The organism is Halomonas sp. ALS9 (assembly GCF_001651035.1).
Lineage (GTDB): Bacteria > Pseudomonadota > Gammaproteobacteria > Pseudomonadales > Halomonadaceae > Vreelandella.
This window is the reverse complement of sequence record NZ_LXRG01000173.1, coordinates 46167-63004: the sequence shown is the minus strand read 5'-3', so window position 1 is coordinate 63004 and position 16838 is coordinate 46167. Positions and strand designations below refer to the sequence as shown.

The 16838-nt window shown below is 54.0% G+C and carries 12 protein-coding genes and 3 tRNA genes; 7 read left to right on the top strand and 8 right to left on the bottom strand.

Features of this window, described 5'->3' with window-relative positions; genetic code table 11:
• Window positions 1-40: 40 nt before the first annotated feature.
• On the bottom strand, window positions 41-955 hold the full coding sequence (locus tag A6R74_RS12005) for a DMT family transporter (protein WP_064234711.1): 915 nt from the start codon (window positions 953-955) through the stop codon (window positions 41-43).
• 181 nt (window positions 956-1136) lie between these two features.
• Between A6R74_RS12005 and A6R74_RS12000 the strand changes: the two genes are divergently transcribed.
• The 5 genes from A6R74_RS12000 to A6R74_RS11980 all read left to right on the top strand — a co-directional run bounded on the left by A6R74_RS12000 (window position 1137) and on the right by A6R74_RS11980 (window position 9534).
• Window positions 1137-3158, top strand: a complete 2022-nt coding sequence (locus A6R74_RS12000; RefSeq protein WP_064234710.1) for an NADPH-dependent 2,4-dienoyl-CoA reductase — start codon at window positions 1137-1139, stop codon at window positions 3156-3158.
• Between the two features lie 170 nt (window positions 3159-3328).
• A complete protein-coding gene (locus tag A6R74_RS11995) occupies window positions 3329-4375 on the top strand; it encodes a threonine aldolase family protein (protein ID WP_064234709.1) in 1047 nt (348 codons plus the stop codon).
• A 292-nt stretch (window positions 4376-4667) separates the two neighbouring features.
• Window positions 4668-6590 (top strand): PrkA family serine protein kinase, encoded by a 1923-nt coding sequence (locus A6R74_RS11990; RefSeq protein WP_064234708.1) that lies wholly within the window; start codon window positions 4668-4670, stop codon window positions 6588-6590.
• Window positions 6591-6625: 35 nt separating this feature from the next.
• Window positions 6626-7912 (top strand): YeaH/YhbH family protein, encoded by a 1287-nt coding sequence (locus tag A6R74_RS11985; protein WP_064234707.1) that lies wholly within the window; start codon window positions 6626-6628, stop codon window positions 7910-7912.
• Between the two features lie 53 nt (window positions 7913-7965).
• On the top strand, window positions 7966-9534 hold the full coding sequence (locus A6R74_RS11980) for a SpoVR family protein (RefSeq protein WP_064234706.1): 1569 nt from the start codon (window positions 7966-7968) through the stop codon (window positions 9532-9534).
• A 78-nt stretch (window positions 9535-9612) separates the two neighbouring features.
• Here A6R74_RS11980 and A6R74_RS11975 read toward each other — a convergent pair whose 3' ends face one another.
• Window positions 9613-9927: a high-potential iron-sulfur protein gene (locus A6R74_RS11975; protein ID WP_064234705.1), complete on the bottom strand. Its 315-nt coding sequence runs from the start codon at window positions 9925-9927 to the stop codon at window positions 9613-9615.
• Between the two features lie 301 nt (window positions 9928-10228).
• Between A6R74_RS11975 and A6R74_RS11970 the strand changes: the two genes are divergently transcribed.
• Entirely contained in the window at window positions 10229-10504 is a 276-nt protein-coding gene (locus A6R74_RS11970; protein WP_008958975.1) for an Lrp/AsnC family transcriptional regulator, read from the top strand.
• Between the two features lie 92 nt (window positions 10505-10596).
• Window positions 10597-11457 carry a DNA/RNA non-specific endonuclease gene (locus tag A6R74_RS11965; RefSeq protein ID WP_205634184.1) on the top strand — a complete coding sequence of 287 codons (861 nt, stop codon included), beginning with the start codon at window positions 10597-10599 and terminating at the stop codon, window positions 11455-11457.
• 4 nt (window positions 11458-11461) lie between these two features.
• Here A6R74_RS11965 and A6R74_RS11960 read toward each other — a convergent pair whose 3' ends face one another.
• From A6R74_RS11960 to A6R74_RS11935, 6 genes are all read right to left on the bottom strand, one after another.
• On the bottom strand, window positions 11462-12397 hold the full coding sequence (locus A6R74_RS11960; RefSeq protein ID WP_064234704.1) for a LysR substrate-binding domain-containing protein: 936 nt from the start codon (window positions 12395-12397) through the stop codon (window positions 11462-11464).
• Between the two features lie 83 nt (window positions 12398-12480).
• On the bottom strand, window positions 12481-14505 hold the full coding sequence (locus A6R74_RS11955; protein WP_064234703.1) for a CocE/NonD family hydrolase: 2025 nt from the start codon (window positions 14503-14505) through the stop codon (window positions 12481-12483).
• Complete coding sequence (locus tag A6R74_RS11950; RefSeq protein WP_064234702.1) at window positions 14502-16052, bottom strand: BCCT family transporter; 1551 nt, start codon at window positions 16050-16052, stop codon at window positions 14502-14504. The genes A6R74_RS11955 and A6R74_RS11950 overlap by 4 nt, the downstream gene beginning before the upstream one ends.
• Before the next feature lie 323 nt (window positions 16053-16375).
• Window positions 16376-16462, bottom strand: a tRNA-Leu gene (locus A6R74_RS11945).
• 69 nt (window positions 16463-16531) lie between these two features.
• Window positions 16532-16618, bottom strand: a tRNA-Leu gene (locus tag A6R74_RS11940).
• A 59-nt stretch (window positions 16619-16677) separates the two neighbouring features.
• Window positions 16678-16764 (bottom strand) — tRNA-Leu (locus A6R74_RS11935).
• Between the last annotated feature and the right edge of the window lie 74 nt (window positions 16765-16838).

Sequence of the window (16838 nt, the reverse complement as noted above, 5' to 3'; positions counted from 1 at the left end):
CAGGGCTTCCCAGCGTTAGAAATCGACCGCCATTCTAGCATTATCGGGCGCTGCTCGGTTTATCAGAGGTTAAACTCCGTGTTAACGGGCGTGTCAGCGTTTGCGCCATGATGACCCCTGCCAGAATCAGCAGCCCGCCAGCAAAGTGGAACCCCGCCACTTGTTCACCCAAGAAGGCCATCGCAATCAGTGCGCTAAATAGCGGCATTAAGTTGATGAAAATACTTGATTGGTTGGCGCCGATCTGGCGCACCGCACGCATCCATAAAAAGGTGGTAATGATCGAGGCAGGAATACCTGCGTAGACAATCAGCCCGATATTATGGCCATCGATAGGCGTCATTGGCCCCATCAAATAAGGTGGTAATAAGAACAGCACTGCAAAACAGACTTGGGCGTAAAGCATCACCCAGGGCGGTAAATTCATCGACCAGCGTTTGAGCATTACGCCATAGAGTGCGTAGCAGGTAGCTGCCACTACCATCAGTGCATCACCGAGGGCCACCTGTAACTGCAGCAGCGAGAGAGGGTTGCCACGCCCGAGTAGAACGGTAACCCCCACAAAGGCCAGCACGCCGCCCACGATACCGCCCAGGGTCGGCGGCTCGCGTAGAATCAGCGCGCTAAGCAATACGGTTAGCAGCGGCACCATGGCGGCGAGAATGCCCATGTTGGTGGCGGTCGTGGTTTCTGCCGCTACATAGGCCAGCCCTTGCCATAGCCCCATGCCGAGTAGCCCCAGCAGCGCTAGTTTAGGCCACTGGCGGCGGATTTCGTCGCGGTAGCGTAACGCTGCGGGCAACACAAAGGGGGTCATCACCGCCAGGGCGAGCAGCCAGCGTAAAAAAGCGATGCTGCTGGGCGCGATGGCACCTACGCTAAGCTGGTTAATGGTCATATTGCCTGACCAGATAAGCACGGTGGCGAGCGGTGGCAGAAAATACATCAAGGGCATAGCAACGGTTCCTTATCGTTAGCCAGGTAATGTGACGTGGATTCGCACGCTGGGCAAGAGGGTAGCTCGGCAAATCTGGCAATATTCAGGTAGGTAAAGGTCTGTACGTTGCGGCGAGTATGTCATACGCTTGTTTGAATATGCTTTAACCGTGCAACTAATAATATCAAGGAGACCCGTGATGACCCGTGCGCCCGCCTATCCGCATCTGTTCCGCCCGCTGACTATTGGTCATTTAACGCTGCCCAACCGCATTTTAATGGGCTCAATGCACACCAATTTGGAAGAAGCACCCAATGGCTTTGAACGTTTGGCCGCTTTTTATGCTGAGCGGGCGCGGGAAGGGGTTAGCCTGATCGTCACCGGTGGGATCGCGCCTAATCCAGAGGGTGCGGTGTTCCAGGGAGCCAACGCGCTGGTTGATGAAGCGCAGTTGCCAGAGCACCGAGGAGTCGTTGATGCGGTGCATGCGGAGGGCGGTCATCTGTGCATGCAGATTCTCCACGCCGGGCGTTACGCTTATTCGCCGGACTTGGTCGCTCCTTCGGCCATTCAAGCGCCCATCAACCCCTTTATGCCTCGGGCGCTGAGTAGCGATGAAGTCGATCAGCAAATTGCCGACTATGTGCGCTGTGCCAAGCTTGCTCAACAGGCGGGTTACGATGGCGTTGAAATCATGGGGTCAGAAGGTTACCTAATCAATCAGTTTATCTGCCAGCGTACCAACCAGCGTGACGATGAGTGGGGCGGGGCGTTCGAGAACCGCATGCGCTTTGCGGTCGAGATTGTGCGTCGAGTTCGCGCGGCGGTGGGGGAGCGTTTTGTGATTATCTTCCGCCTTTCGATGATTGATTTGGTCGAAGACGGCAGCACCTGGGAAGAGGTCGTTACGCTGGGCCAAGCGATCGAAGCCGCCGGGGCGAATGTGATCAACACCGGCATCGGCTGGCACGAAGCGCGGGTGCCCACGATTGTGACCAGCGTGCCCCGCGCTGCCTTTACTGAAGTCACTAAACGCATCAAATCGGCGCTATCGATTCCGCTGATCACCACCAACCGCATCAATATGCCCGAGGTGGCCGAGCGCGTGCTGGCAGCAGGCCACGCCGATATGGTCTCCATGGCGCGACCTTTCCTAGCCGACTCCGCCTGGGTGCGCAAAGCCAAGGAGGGGCTGGCAGACGAGATCAACACCTGCATCGCCTGTAACCAGGCCTGCCTGGATCACACCTTCGCTGGGAAGTTAACCTCCTGTTTGGTTAATCCCCGCGCCTGCCACGAAACTGAGTTAGTCGTAGAACCCGCGCAAACGCCCAAGCGGGTGGCCGTGGTGGGCGGCGGCCCTGCTGGGCTAGCCACTGCAGTGACGGCAGCCAGCCGTGGGCACAAGGTGGTGCTGTTTGAGCGGCGCCGCGAGTTGGGTGGGCAGTTTAACTATGCGCGTAAGATTCCTGGTAAAGAAGAGTTTAACGAAACCCTACGCTACTACCGGGTGATGTTGGAGAAGTATGCGGTAGAGGTGCGCTTGAAAACCACCGCCACTGCAGAAGCGCTTGCTGACTTCGATGAGGTGGTCATGGCCACCGGCGTTCACCCCCGGGAGCTAAGCCTGCCCGGTCATGATCATAACAAGGTGCTGAGCTACGCCGAAGCGATTGAATCCCCTGAGCGGGTTGGCCGTAAAGTAGCGGTGATCGGTGCGGGAGGCATTGGCTTTGATGTGTCTGAATTGCTGGCCCACCAAGGACATCCGGCATTGGACATCGCCGATTGGTGCAACGAGTGGGGGGTTGATTTGGCAGTAGGCGAACGGGGCGGCCTAAAAGCGCCGACGCCGCCAGCGGTTCCCCGCGAGATTGTTATGCTCCAGCGTAAAACCTCCAAGCCGGGCAAGTATCTGGGTAAAACAACCGGTTGGGTACACCGGGCATCGCTTAAGCAGCGCGGAGTGAAAACCCTTACCGGCTGCGAATATCTTAAAATCGACGACGAAGGGTTGCATATTCGCCGCGAAGGCGTCGAACAAGTACTTGCCGTTGATAGCATTGTCGTCTGCGCCGGGCAGGAGTCGGTACGTGATTTGTTGGCGCCGTTAGAGCGTGCGGGAACGGCGGTACATATTATTGGTGGCGCGGATGAAGCCAGCGAATTGGATGCCAAGCGCGCGATTGAGCAGGGCACTCGATTGGCGGCGAGATTGTAAAAAAAGCATAACGGTGGCTTGATAAGAAAGTGCTTAAAAGCGCAGGTGACGTTAGGCCATAAATGGCGATAGACTAAATGACTAATCTATCTATTAAGCATAGTTAGATACTTAAGGCGCGAGTGGCACCCAGCTCGCGCTGTTCGATCGCCAGAAAAAGGACTGTCGTAATGACCTCGGAGTGTAGCCCGCGTTTTTTAGCCAGTGATAACACCTCCGGTATCTGCCCGGAGGCGATGGAATATCTGTTAGAAGCCAACCGTTGCGATGATTTGGCTTACGGTAACGATCTCTGGACAGCCCGCGCTGCGGATCGCTTTCGCGAGATGTTTGACTACGACTGCGATGTCTTCTTCGTTTTCAACGGCACCGCCGCCAACTCACTGGCGCTCTCTGCAATGGGACGCAGCTACCACAGCGTTATTTGCCACGAGCTGGCGCATATCGAAACCGACGAGTGCGGTGGTCCTGAGTTCTTCTCAAACGGTGCTAAGCTGCTCACCTCACCGGGTGCCAATGGCAAGCTGACGCCGGAAGGCATTGAGGCGCTGGTTACCAAGCGCAGCGATATCCACTACCCCAAGCCCAAAGTGGTATCGCTCACGCAAGCCACCGAAGTGGGCACGCTCTACTCCCGTGAAGAGCTCATGGCGATTCGCGCCATTGCCGATAAACATGACCTGCGCCTGCACATGGACGGGGCTCGCTTTGCCAACGCCTGTGCCAGTTTAGACATGTCACCGGCCGAGCTGACCTGGCAGGTAGGCGTGGACGCACTGTGTTTTTCGGGAACCAAAAACGGTTTAGCGTTTGGTGAAGCGATTCTGTTTTTTAACCGAGAGCTTGCAGAAGATTTCTCCTACCGTTGCAAGCAGGCAGGGCAGCTCGCCTCTAAAATGCGCTTTGTATCCGCGCCGTGGTTAGGCCTATTAGAGAGCGGTGCCTGGTTAACCAACGCACAGCATGCCAACGCGATGGCCCGCTACCTCTCGGAAGGCCTGCAAGCGCTACCTGGCGTATCGCTTATGTTCCCTACCCAAGCCAATAGCGTGTTCGTTGAATTGCCGCCACCGGCTATTGAAGCGTTGAAAGCCAAAGGGTGGACCTTCTATACCTTTATTGGCGCAGGCGGTGCCCGTTTTGTATGTGCTTGGAACACTACCGTTGAACTGCTAGATGAGCTACTGGCCGATATTCGCTCAGTACTCGCGGATTAACCTCGGCTGATAGCCGCTTTTTCGCCACGGTTTGCCGCCTACGGCCTAGCGACGCCGCTGCCTATTGCAGCGGCGTCGCTTGTTTAGTGCCTTGCGTTTATTGGTGATGCTTGGACTAACGCAACTATTCGTCTGAATAATTCTCTTATCTGTATCGCTGCAGCGTTGAAGGTTTTAGTCATCACTTTTTGCTAATGCTGACTACGCTAAAAAAGCGACACCTCGTTTGGCACACCGTTGCAAGACACTTGGTTTACGGTGACTGCCTGGGGATGGGCCACAGGAGAGTTCCATGAGCATCTTTGATCACGTTCAAGACCGTTTTTCCCGCGTCCAGCAAGAGGATATGAGCCTTGAGGAGTACTTGGCGTTATGTCGCCGTGACCCTAAGGTTTATGCCAGCGCCTCCGAGCGTATGCTGGAAGCTATAGGCGAGCCTGAAGTGATCGACACGGCGAAAGACCCGCGTCTATCACGTATTTTTTCTAATAAAGTGATTCGCCGCTACCCTGCCTTTGCCGAGTTTCATGGCATGGAAGAGGCCATTGAGCAGATCGTGTCCTACTTCCGTCATGCGGCTCAAGGGCTGGAAGAACGCAAGCAGATTCTCTATTTGCTTGGCCCTGTGGGTGGCGGTAAATCGTCGCTGGCGGAGCGTCTTAAGCTGTTGATGGAGCGCATCCCGTTTTATGCCATTAAGGGGTCGCCGGTTTACGAGTCGCCGCTGGGCCTGTTCTCTCCCGAAGAGGATGTTGAACTGCTGGAGAAAGAGTACGGCATTCCTCAGCGTTATCTGCGCAGCGTGATGTCGCCCTGGGCAGCAAAACGGCTGAAAGAGTACGGCGGCGATATCTCCCAATTTCGGGTGGTGCGTTTGTACCCTTCACGGCTTAACCAGATCGCTATTTCCAAAACCGAGCCGGGGGATGAGAACAACCAGGATATCTCGTCGCTGGTGGGTAAGGTCGATATTCGCCAGTTAGAGCTCTACTCTCAGGACGACCCGGATGCCTACAGCTTCTCCGGCGGCTTATGCCGTGCCAACCAGGGGCTGATGGAGTTTGTGGAGATGTTTAAGGCACCGATCAAGGTGCTGCACCCGCTGTTAACCGCCACGCAAGAGGGCAACTACAACCCCACCGAAGGCATGGGGGCGATTCCCTTTGATGGCGTGATTCTGGCCCACTCCAATGAGTCAGAATGGCAGGCGTTTCGCAATAACCGCAATAATGAAGCGTTCCTTGACCGAGTGTATATCGTCAAAGTGCCTTATTGTCTGCGAGTCACCGAAGAGATCAATATCTATCAAAAGCTACTTGAAGACTCTTCGCTAAACGCCGCGCCCTGCGCACCGGATACGCTGCGTATGCTGGCCCAGTTCTCAGTGCTATCACGGCTAAAAGCGCCGGAAAACTCGAATATCTACTCGAAAATGCGCGTCTACGACGGTGAAAACCTGAAGGACACCGACCCACGCGCTAAGTCGATTCAGGAGTATCGCGATGCGGCAGGTGTAGACGAGGGGATGCAGGGACTCTCTACCCGCTTTGCGTTCAAAATTCTTTCCAAGGTCTTCAACTTCGACAGCACCGAGGTGGCCGCTAACCCGGTTCACCTGTTGTATGTGTTGGAGCAAGCATTGGAGCGCGAACAGCTGCCGTCGGAAGTGTTTGAGCGCTACTTGGGCTTTATCAAAGAGTATATGGCGCCCCGCTATGTCGACTTTATTGGTAAGGAGATCCAGACCGCTTATCTCGAATCCTACAGCGAATACGGCCAAAACATCTTTGACCGCTATGTGACTTATGCGGATTTCTGGATTCAGGATCAGGAGTACCGTGATCACGAAACTGGCGAGCTGCTAAACCGTCAGTCACTCAACGAAGAACTGGAGAAAATCGAAAAACCTGCGGGTATTTCAAACCCGAAAGATTTCCGCCACGAAGTGGTCAACTTTGTGTTGCGGGCACGGGCGCAAAACAACGGTATGAACCCGAGCTGGCAGTCCTATGAAAAGCTCAAAGGCGTTATCGAGCACAAGATGTTCGCCAATACCGAAGAGCTGTTGCCGGTGATTTCGTTCAATGCCAAAGCTTCCCGGTCAGATCAGAAAAAGCACGAAGACTTTGTGGCGCGGATGGTCGATCGTGGCTACACCGAGAAGCAGGTTCGGCTACTTTCTGAATGGTACCTGCGCGTGCGCAAGTCTCAGTAGCGGCCCGCGTTTAAGACAAGAGCTAAGGAGGTCGTATGACCTACTTTATTGATCGCAGGCCTAACGCTAAACATAAGAGCGCGGTAAATCGGCAGCGCTTTTTAGAACGTTATCGAAAGCATATCAAGCGCTCGGTTGAAGAGGCCGTTAACCGCCGCTCGATTACCGATATGGAGCGCGGCGAGAAAATCTCGATACCGGCTAAGGATATCTCTGAGCCGGTCTTCCAGCATGGGCCGGGCGGGGCGCGTAATATCGTTTCCCCCGGCAATAAAGAGTTTGTCGCCGGTGACAAAATCCGCCGCCCCAGTGGGCAGGGGGGCGGCAGTGGCACAGGCGAAGGTGGCGCTTCCAATCAGGGGGAGGGCGTCGACGAGTTCGCCTTTACACTGAGCCGCGAGGAGTTCTTGGAGTTTGTGTTTGATGGCTTGGAGCTGCCGCATCTGCAGCGTAAGCCGCTGAAATCGCTGGAAGAGGTCAAAATGGTGCGGGCAGGGCTCTCCCGGGACGGTGTGCCGTCGCGGATTAGCATTACCCGTTCGATGCGCGAAGCCTACGCCCGGCGTATTGCCATGCGTGCGCCAATCAAACGAGCGCTAAAAGAAGCGATTGATGCCCTGGAGGCCGAAGAACGCAAAGACACGGTGCTGCGCAACCCTGCTCGCATTGCCGAACTCAAAGCCGAAATTGAGCGCCTGGAAAAGCGTATCGCGGGCGTACCTTTCATTGACACTTACGACCTGCGCTATCACCAGCTAAGTGCACAGCCGCAGCCCTCCAATCAAGCGGTGATGTTTTGTGTCATGGACGTTTCCGGCTCGATGACCCAAAACCACAAGGATATTGCTAAGCGGTTTTTCCTACTGCTCTATCTGTTCTTGGAGAAGCACTACGAGAAAGTTGAGCTGGTGTTTGTGCGTCACCACACCGCCGCTCGGGAAGTCAGTGAAGAGGAGTTTTTCTACTCCCGGGAAACCGGCGGCACGATTGTTTCCAGTGCCCTGAACCTAGTCAATAAAATCATCGAAAAGCGCTACCCGGTTGGCCAATGGAATCTGTATGTGGCCCAGGCTTCCGATGGTGATAACTGGGACGATGACTCGAATATCTGCCGTGATTTACTGGTCAAACAGCTAATGCCGCAGTTGCAGTACTACGCCTACGTAGAGATTACGCCCCACGACCATCAGTCACTGTGGCATGAGTACGAAAGTGTGGTGAAAGAGTTCCCTGAACGCTTTGCCATGCGCCAAATTGTGGAGGCGGGTGATATTTATCCGGTCTTTCGTGAACTGTTTAAGCGTCGCTTAAGCCAGTCCTAGTGACCTTGTATAACAGGTTAGTGACCGCGTATAGGTTAGTAGAGGAGTAGGCTATGAGTGCGACCCGCAAGCGTAAGCCGATTGCGACCGGCTCTGATTGGAACTTCAGTGTCCTGGAGCGTTTTGATGCGGAGTTGGCTAGACTCGCCGACGAGTATCGGCTGGATACCTATCCCAATCAGATAGAAGTGATCACTACCGAGCAAATGATGGATGCCTACGCCAGTGTGGGCATGCCGGTGGGCTATCACCACTGGTCATTCGGCAAGCAGTTCCTGGCCGTGGAACAGGCGTATAAACGCGGTCAAATGGGCTTGGCCTATGAACTGGTGATCAACTCCGACCCCTGCATTGCCTATCTAATGGAGGAAAACACGCTGATGATGCAGGTGCTGGTGATGGCCCACGCCTGCTACGGTCACAACTCTTTCTTTAAGGGTAACTACCTCTTCCGTACTTGGACCGACGCTTCTTCAATTGTTGATTACTTAGTTTTTGCGCGCAAATATATCGCCAAGTGTGAAGAACGCCATGGCGTGCAGGCCGTTGAGCAGCTACTGGATGCTTGCCATGCGCTGCAAAACTATGGGGTAGACCGTTACAAACGACCCTCGCCAATCTCTGCCGAAGAGGAAGCGAAGCGTCAGGAGGAACGTGAAAGCTACCTGCAAACCCAGGTGAATCTGCTGTGGCGAACAATTCCCGATAACGCTGAGGGTGGCGAACGGCTGCCGGGAAGTTTATCGCCTGAAGAAGATGACCCGCTGGGGCTACACAGCGGTGGCCATTACCCACCAGAACCGCAGGAGAACTTGCTCTACTTTATCGAAAAAAACGCCCCGCTGTTGGCGCCATGGCAGCGCGAAATCGTGCGTATTGTGCGCAAGTTGGCGCAGTATTTTTACCCTCAGCGGCAAACCCAGGTAATGAACGAGGGTTGGGCGTGCTTCTGGCACTACACGCTGATGAACCGACTCTATGACGATGGCAATGTCGACGAGGGGTTAATGCTGGAGTTTTTGCAGTCTCACGCGGCGGTTATCAACCAGCCTGCGTTTGATAATCCGCATTTCAGTGGCATTAACCCCTATGCGCTTGGCTTTGCAATCTTTATGGATATTAAGCGGATCTGTGAAGCACCCACTGATGAGGATCGCGAGTGGTTTCCTGATATAGCGGGCGCCCCGTGGCGGGAAACCCTGGAGTTTGCGATGCGCAATTTTAAGGACGAGTCGTTTATTCAGCAGTTTTTATCGCCGAAGGTGATGCGCGACCATAAGCTGTTTTTGGTCGTGGATGACGATCAACTAGAGACCCTTGAAGTCGCAGCGATTCATAACGAAAAGGGCTACCGTCAGGTACGTGAAGCGCTGGCCACCCAGTACGCGCTCTCTGTTCGGGAGCCTAATATACAGGTGGTTGAAGCGGCTATTCGTGGGGATCGATCTTTGACGCTTCACCACGTTCAAGATAGCCGCCGACCATTAGGCCGCAGCGTTTATCCGGTGATTCGCCATTTACAGCAGCTGTGGGGATTTCCTGTCCATCTTGTCTCTTTGGAAGAGGGACGGGTAACGCGGCGTTTTCACTGGCCGGTAGAGGATGAAAGCGCGGTATCTTAGTCATCCGTTTGTGTTAAAAAACTACCCCGCTCAGATGGCGGGGTAGTGGTATTGATACAGCTATTAAGCATGAGACGCTTACGCTTGGGCGGTCCAAGACTGGCACCATCCAGCAGGCGCTACGCTGTTCTCTGGGAATAGCTGACAACCCTCGTTATCTGCTTTGTAGAACATGCAGTTGTCGCAGCGTTCGCCCTCTTCGTAAGCGGGGTGATCGCTGGCTTCACTGGCATCCTCTACGTAGTTAAGCGCTTGGGCATTGGTTGCGGAAGGATCAAGACGCGGCAGTTCTTGGGCGAAAGCAGTCTTGGAAAGAATGCCAGCACCCAGTGGAAGGGCAGCAAGGCCCAACATACTGTTGCGCATAAAGTCACGACGGCTCTTATTAGCCATGATTTCTCCTTATCGTCACGGTCTGACGTTTGGTCACGTTATCGGGTGGTTATCCACCTCTTTGTGCTCCGCATGATTTTAAAAGCCGGAGCTCTCTGCTACATCTTTTGGGCAGCTACATTTTCAGCTCTTTTCTTCCACTACATGCTAGCGGATGTACAAGGGTTGTGCGAATACTGCTGCTGGTATAGCGACAATTGGTCACGCTATGGCTGGGTGCTGCGCTCGCTTCCTCGTCACTGCTATACTCTGCGCATCATGGACATTACTGTTTATGACCATTTTTTCTAAGGGGCGTGCCATGCAAAACGCAGTCATTTTAATCAACACCGATAAAGGCCAAGTCAAGGCGGTGGCCGAGCGCTTGGCTGATGTAGAGGGTATTAGCGAAGTTTATTCCACCTGCGGCCGCTATGACCTTGTGGCGATTGCCCGCACCCGCGATTTTGAAAGCTTGGCCGAGCTGGTAACTGAGCGTTTAAACGCCGTAGAAGGTATCAGCGATACAGAAACCCTGAATGCCATGCAGGTTCACTCCCGTCATGATCTTGAAACCATGTTCTCGCTGGGGTGGTAACGTTTTGCTGGTTGGATAATCCGCATAATACTCACTAGCGTATTAAAAAAATGCAAAGCGCTAAATAAGCATTTAAAAAAGGGGAAAGTCTGTTGGGCACATCGCTTTTGAGCTGGCGTCGTCAGGGGCGACGCTTAGGCATTGCCGTGCTGTTTGTGGTGGTCGGCACAGGGCTGTGGGAGTTTCAGGAGCGCCAGCATAAAGATGCCTATACCTGGATGGGAGTACCCACCTGGGAGGAATTTCGCCCGACGACAATGCACCGTGTATTACGCAATGATGGCTACTTAGTCGGCTGGTCCGATGTGCGGGTCAATCCGCTATGGGTCAGCTATCAGGTTGCCGCAGTTGATGATTCGAGCATTGGCCCGCGGCCAAATTTTCAAGCTGATTGGCGCACGCTATGGCCGGTGGGTACCGACAGCTACGCGGGTAGCGGCTACGACCGAGGCCACTTGGCACCCAACTACGCCATCGCCGCAGTGCATGGGCGCAGCGCCCAGGTTGATACCTTTCTGATGAGTAATATGACCCCGCAGCGGCCCAACCTGAACCGGCAGCTCTGGCAGCGGTTGGAAGAGGCGGTCATGGATCACTTCGCACCGCGTTTTGATCGTTTGCAGGTGATCACCGGGCCGGTGTTTCCTGAACACTTTATGGATAACGTGTTTAATCGCGTGGGTTGGGTAGAAGTCCCCGAGGCGTTTTATAAGATTATCGTCGCCCCCCATAGTGATGCACCCTTAGCGCTGGCGTTTATTATGCCCCAGGACGTGCGCGGCAATGAGCCACTGGATGATTACCTGGTGACTATCGATGAAATTGAGGCACGTACAGGGCTTAACTTCTTCCCAGACCTGAAACCACAGCTTGAGGCTGTACTGGAAGGTGAGTTACGTATACAAGGATGGGCGCTTGAGGAAGTAGCGAAGCGGCCGGGGCGTTATCAATAGTAGTTTAAGTACTTAGCGGCTGATATATCTGGGACTCGTTTTTATCCAGCACCCAGTGGCGGAAGGCGCGCATGGGATCTGTCAGGTGTCGATGCTGTGGCGTAAAGAGCGAAAGTTTTCCTCGGCTGGGTATGGCAAGCGGCAGTGCTTGAACAAGGTTCCCCTGTTGTAGCTCGGCATCTAAAAGTCGCATCCAGCCTAAAGTAACGCCTTGCCCAGCCAAAGTAGCATTCATCAGTAGCTGGAAGCTGTTCGCGCGCAGCGTATGCAGCGGTGCCTGCCACTCTAACCCAAGTTCATGGAACCATATTTCCCAGGTAAGCCAGTCATGGTAGTGGTCTTCTACAACCATTAGTGTGTGATCCACTAGCAGCTGTTCAGGCTTGATGGTATTGCCGTGACGCTCCAGGTAAATCGGACTACAAACGGCCGCTACCTTCTCATGTTCAAAAATGGCACTCGCTAAAAGACCTGGGGGATCGACTTCATGGGGAACATGGTAATAGATACCCAGATCAAACTCCGCCAGATCAAGGCGATGTGGGTCTTCTACCGTTAGGATGCGTATCTCGATATTGGGGTAAGCGCGCTGGAAGGCGGGCAACTGGCGTGCCAGCCAGATCGAGGCGATGGTTGGACTTGAAGCGAGGGTCAATTGCCGGTCATCTCCACGCCGTCTGAGGCGTGCTGTTTCATCGCCCAGATCGCGTAATAGCCGTTGTACAACGCGAAAGTAGCGCTCTCCGGTTGGAGTGAGCCGCAGCCCTTCGTGATGTCGTTCAAAAAGGAGGCGGCCTAGGTCATGCTCAAGGCGCTTGATTTGCCGGCTAATCGCGCTTTGCGAGAGGTTTAGCTCGCTTCCAGCTTGCGTGAAGCTACAGTGCCGTGCGGCAACCTCAAAGGCGCGCAGACAAGATAGCGGCGGTAAAGCATCACGCATGGATCAAGCCTTACAGTAGGGAATCAGGGATTTCAAGCATACCACTGCCGAGCGGCTAGTGCCGCCCGGCTGGGTTGCAGAGACTAGATGGCTGTGCGAGGAATCTCTCGCTGCCAAGCTTTATCGCTCACTAGCTTGTCGCCTTCGTAAGCATGCTGCTCTGCATTCAAATAAAACATGCTTTCATCGCAGTGTAGGTAGTAGCGGCTGACTACGCTGACGGCAAAGCTATCTTTTTCGCCTTCACGGCGAGCACGGTACACCCACTCGATATTGGCACGTGTCCGGGTGGCATCGTCAGGATGGCTGGTGTAAGTCTCCTTGGCATATTGTTCAACCTGCAAGCTGTGATCAAGAAATTTGATATCCCCCATATCATCTTCAATGATGACGCTTACCTCGCCGCTGCCCACATCTTCGCTGATCGTGCGTTTGGGGTGGCCGGTGCGCAGTGTTTTCACTGAGCAGGGTGGTGCGCTTTCTGGCGGCTCGAACGGCATGGGAATATAGGGCGCCTTGGATAATGGCAGCTCCAGGCTCGGCGTACCTGACTTGAGGGTCAGATCAGCGCGTTTCTTTGGCGACCAAACCAGTGGAAAACTGGCGCTGGAGAGCGCGACCCGTAAACGGTGGCCTTTGGGCAACCGATAACCAATAAGATCCATGGCAAGCCTTATCTGCATGGGCTCACCAGGTATGGGGGGAGTAATAGTGCCTGCGTCGTCGCGCAAGTTCAGGTTAAGTGTGCCGTAGGTGATCAAAGCGCTTTCGCCGCTAGGCGATACGTCGCACAAGCGTGCATGCAGTTGGCCGCACGCCTCGTTACTAGTCAGTGTCAGTGAAACGCAAGGCTGCCCCAGTATGTCGAGCCCGTGTGCATAAGGTTCGGAGTCAAATGTCAGTGACAGAGCATCATCACGGCGCTGGTCAGGCGGGAAGTCGGCCCCAAACCACAGCGGAATGTACTCCCCCTGCAGCGCGCCAGTAGTAAGGGGGGATGCAATCAGTTGATCCTGGCTGAGGCGGGTGCCAGGTGAAAGGCCATGGTCACCCAGGGCTAGGGTGATAGATTCACTTTCATTGGCAGGAGCTGGCCAGCCATGGGTGTGTACCCACTGCCCCGGCCGTTCTCGATACTTGGGGGCGGGAGGCACGCCATCCTGAAGGTAAAATGTGCAGGTAGGTTCGTCCATGACACCTGTATCAATGTCCTTGAGCCAGTAATCCCACCAGCGCAGCGCTTCCTGCAAAAAGCCAATCGCCGGATCAGGCAGCGCAAAGTGAGGATACTTGTGCATCCAAGGGCCTAGCAGGGCTTTTTTCGGGCATTGAAGGTGCTCCATCATTCTTGGGATCGTATTGATATAGGAGTCGCCCCAGCCGCTTATCATGTAAACGGCCGCTTCAATGTCGGCATACTCCTCGCAGATGGAGCCATGCTTCCAGTACGCATCGCGATGCTGGTGAGTGAGCCAGGTTTCGGCGAGCAGCGGCATATTGTCGAGGCGAGACTTCCACATATCGCGCCATTGATCTCCTACTAGCGCGGGGTCTGGTACGGCCGCGGAAAAACTCAGCATGGTGGCCGCCCAGCCAAGATTCTCCAGCAGCATATTGCCGCCTTTGTAGTGAATATCGTCCGCGTAGCGGTCATCGGTCGAGCAGAGCGTGATGATGGCCTTGAGCGGTTCGGGCCGCAGGGCTGCTACTTGCAGGCTATTAAAGCCGCCCCAGGATATCCCCATCATGCCTAGCTGGCCGTTACACCAAGGTTGGCTGGCAATCCACTCGATGACTTCAAGGGCATCTGCCTGCTCTTGGGGGGCGTATTCATCCTCCATCAGGCCATCAGATTCGCCATTTCCACGCATATCTACTCGAATGCAGGCGTAGCCGTGGCCGGCGAAGTAGGGGTGGGTCAATTCATCGCGAATTGCGGTTCCGTCTCGTTTGCGATAGGGGAGATACTCAAGGATGGCCGGGACGGGCCGCTTTTCAGCGTCAATCGGCAGCCAAATGCGCGCAGCTAAGCGGGTACCATCAGCCAGAGGAATCCAAGTGTTCTCTATTTCGCGGGTTCGATGCGGAAAATCCTGCTTTATCTTCATGATTGACGCTTATTGCCGGTGGATGTAGGCACACGATTAAGCCGATCAGGGTTTTTAAGCCAGACCCAAAGCGAACCGGTTGCTATTAGTACGATAAACAGGGCAGGAAGTCCGCCTAGATTGGACAGCATCTTGACGCCGTCAATGCCTACGAAGCTCACCATCACCCAGGCGACGATACCCACGATCACCCCCCAGGTTACTTTCATGGTAATCCCAGCGTTGAGGTCTGAATCAGCTGTTAGCCCACGGGTGCAAAGATTGCCGATGGCATCGGTCTGCGAGTCGGCGGCCGTCACATAAGAGATATACGCAATGAACAGCAGTATCGGTATCCAAAGCCCTGAAAAGGGTAGCTGCTGGAATAGTGCATAAAGGACGTTTTCCACCCCGCGGTCATTGAGGGTGGCGTAAAGATCGACCCCGGTGTGGGCCTGATAGTAAAGCGCGGTACCCGAGAAAATGACAATCCAGATGCTGGCGAATAGCGCGGGGTAAAGCAGGTTAACGCGAAGAAACTCTCGCACGGTGTAGCCGCAGGATATCTTGCCGAGAAACAGGGCGGCGACAGGAGCCCAGGAGAACCAGACAGCCCAATAGAATATAGACCACCACTGAGGCCACTGGTCTTCCCCAGCCGCACCGGTAAACAGGCTCTTGGTAAGAAAGTTATCGATAAACACGCCGAACGACTCTACCCCGAGAGCCAGGCTAAAAATGGTAGGGCCTGCGATGAAAGCAAACACGCCTAGAATAAGCAGCAGGCCGGCATTTAGAGATGAAAATCGGGCAATGCCTTTTTGCAGTCCACTAGCGGCGGAAAGAACAAACGTTGTTACGATAATGGCAACAATAACGCCGAGCCTTAGAGGGCTGGTTTCGCCTCCCAGATATTGGCCCACGCCACCCGCAAGCGTGAGGGCGCCGGTGCCCAGCGAAGAAGCCATTCCTGCCACCAGGGCATAGAGAGATACTGCATCAATAAGGCCTGCGAAGCGTCTGATTCTCGAGCCGAAAAGAGGTTCCAGCATGCTGGAAATAGAAAAACGAAGGCGCAGGTTGTAAAACGCCAGGGCAAATATTAGCGCCGGTACGGCATAAATAGCGTAAGGCGTGAACGTCCAGTGTAAAAACATGGTTGACATTGCAAATACCATGGCATCACTTGAGCCCGCCTCCAGACCGCTTGAACTTGGCGGACTCATGAAGTGATAAAGCGGTTCCGCGGTAGTCCAGAAAAGAACCCCCACGGCCAAGGTGGTGCACAAGGTGATAGAGAACCAGCGCAAAGGTGATAAAAGAGGCTTTGCGGAAGGGCCGCCAATGCGAACATGGCCGATTGGAGAGAAGTACACGATAACCGCCATAACGAGAAGGTAGAGGCTACCTATACTGAACAGCCATGAAAAATTATTCAGGATTGCTGTATTTAGCCCACTCGCAACGGCTAGAAAGGCATCTAAATTGATATAACTGGCAATGACTGCTGCAAATAGAACCAGAAAAGTTGGCCAGAAAACCAACGGTCGTAGCGTTTTTATCGGCATACCGCTCTCCCTTTATCGTTATTGCTATGCATGAATCTCATGGCATAACAACCTAACGCCATTCTAATCCTGACATAAAGCGAAGACTCGGAATGGGGGTATGCGTTAGATGCATAGGCCATCGATAGATTAGCTGGCCATATAGATAGAAGTTTCTTGAAGTTAAAATCTAAAAGAAGAAGGAGCAGCAAGACTACACGGCTGTTGGCGTAAATTATGAGAAAGGAAAAAAGTTGTATAGGAGAGAAAGAAGGGAGCTGGGCTATAGCGAGGCGAGAACATAGGAAGAGTATACAATGATGCGGACTGGCCCATATAACTCATGGTGCCCAGGAGAGGACTTGAACCTCCACGTCCATACGGACACTAGCACCTGAAGCTAGCGCGTCTACCAATTCCGCCACCTGGGCGCATCATTTACAGCTTAGTCATTTGCAACTTAGTCAGTATCAACTGACTTTTTACCGTTTGTGTTCGTATGGTGCCCAGGAGAGGACTTGAACCTCCACGTCCATACAGACACTAGCACCTGAAGCTAGCGCGTCTACCAATTCCGCCACCTGGGCGAACACAAACCTTGCCGTGCACCGTACTGCTTATACTAATAGGTAGCATAAAAGCAGTTTGGTGCCCAGAAGAGGACTTGAACCTCCACGTCCATACGGACACTAGCACCTGAAGCTAGCGCGTCTACCAATTCCGCCATCTGGGCAAGTGGCGCGTATAATACCGGGGTGATGGTTAAATGCAAGACCCAGCAGGCGCTTTTTATAAAGCAAATTGTAT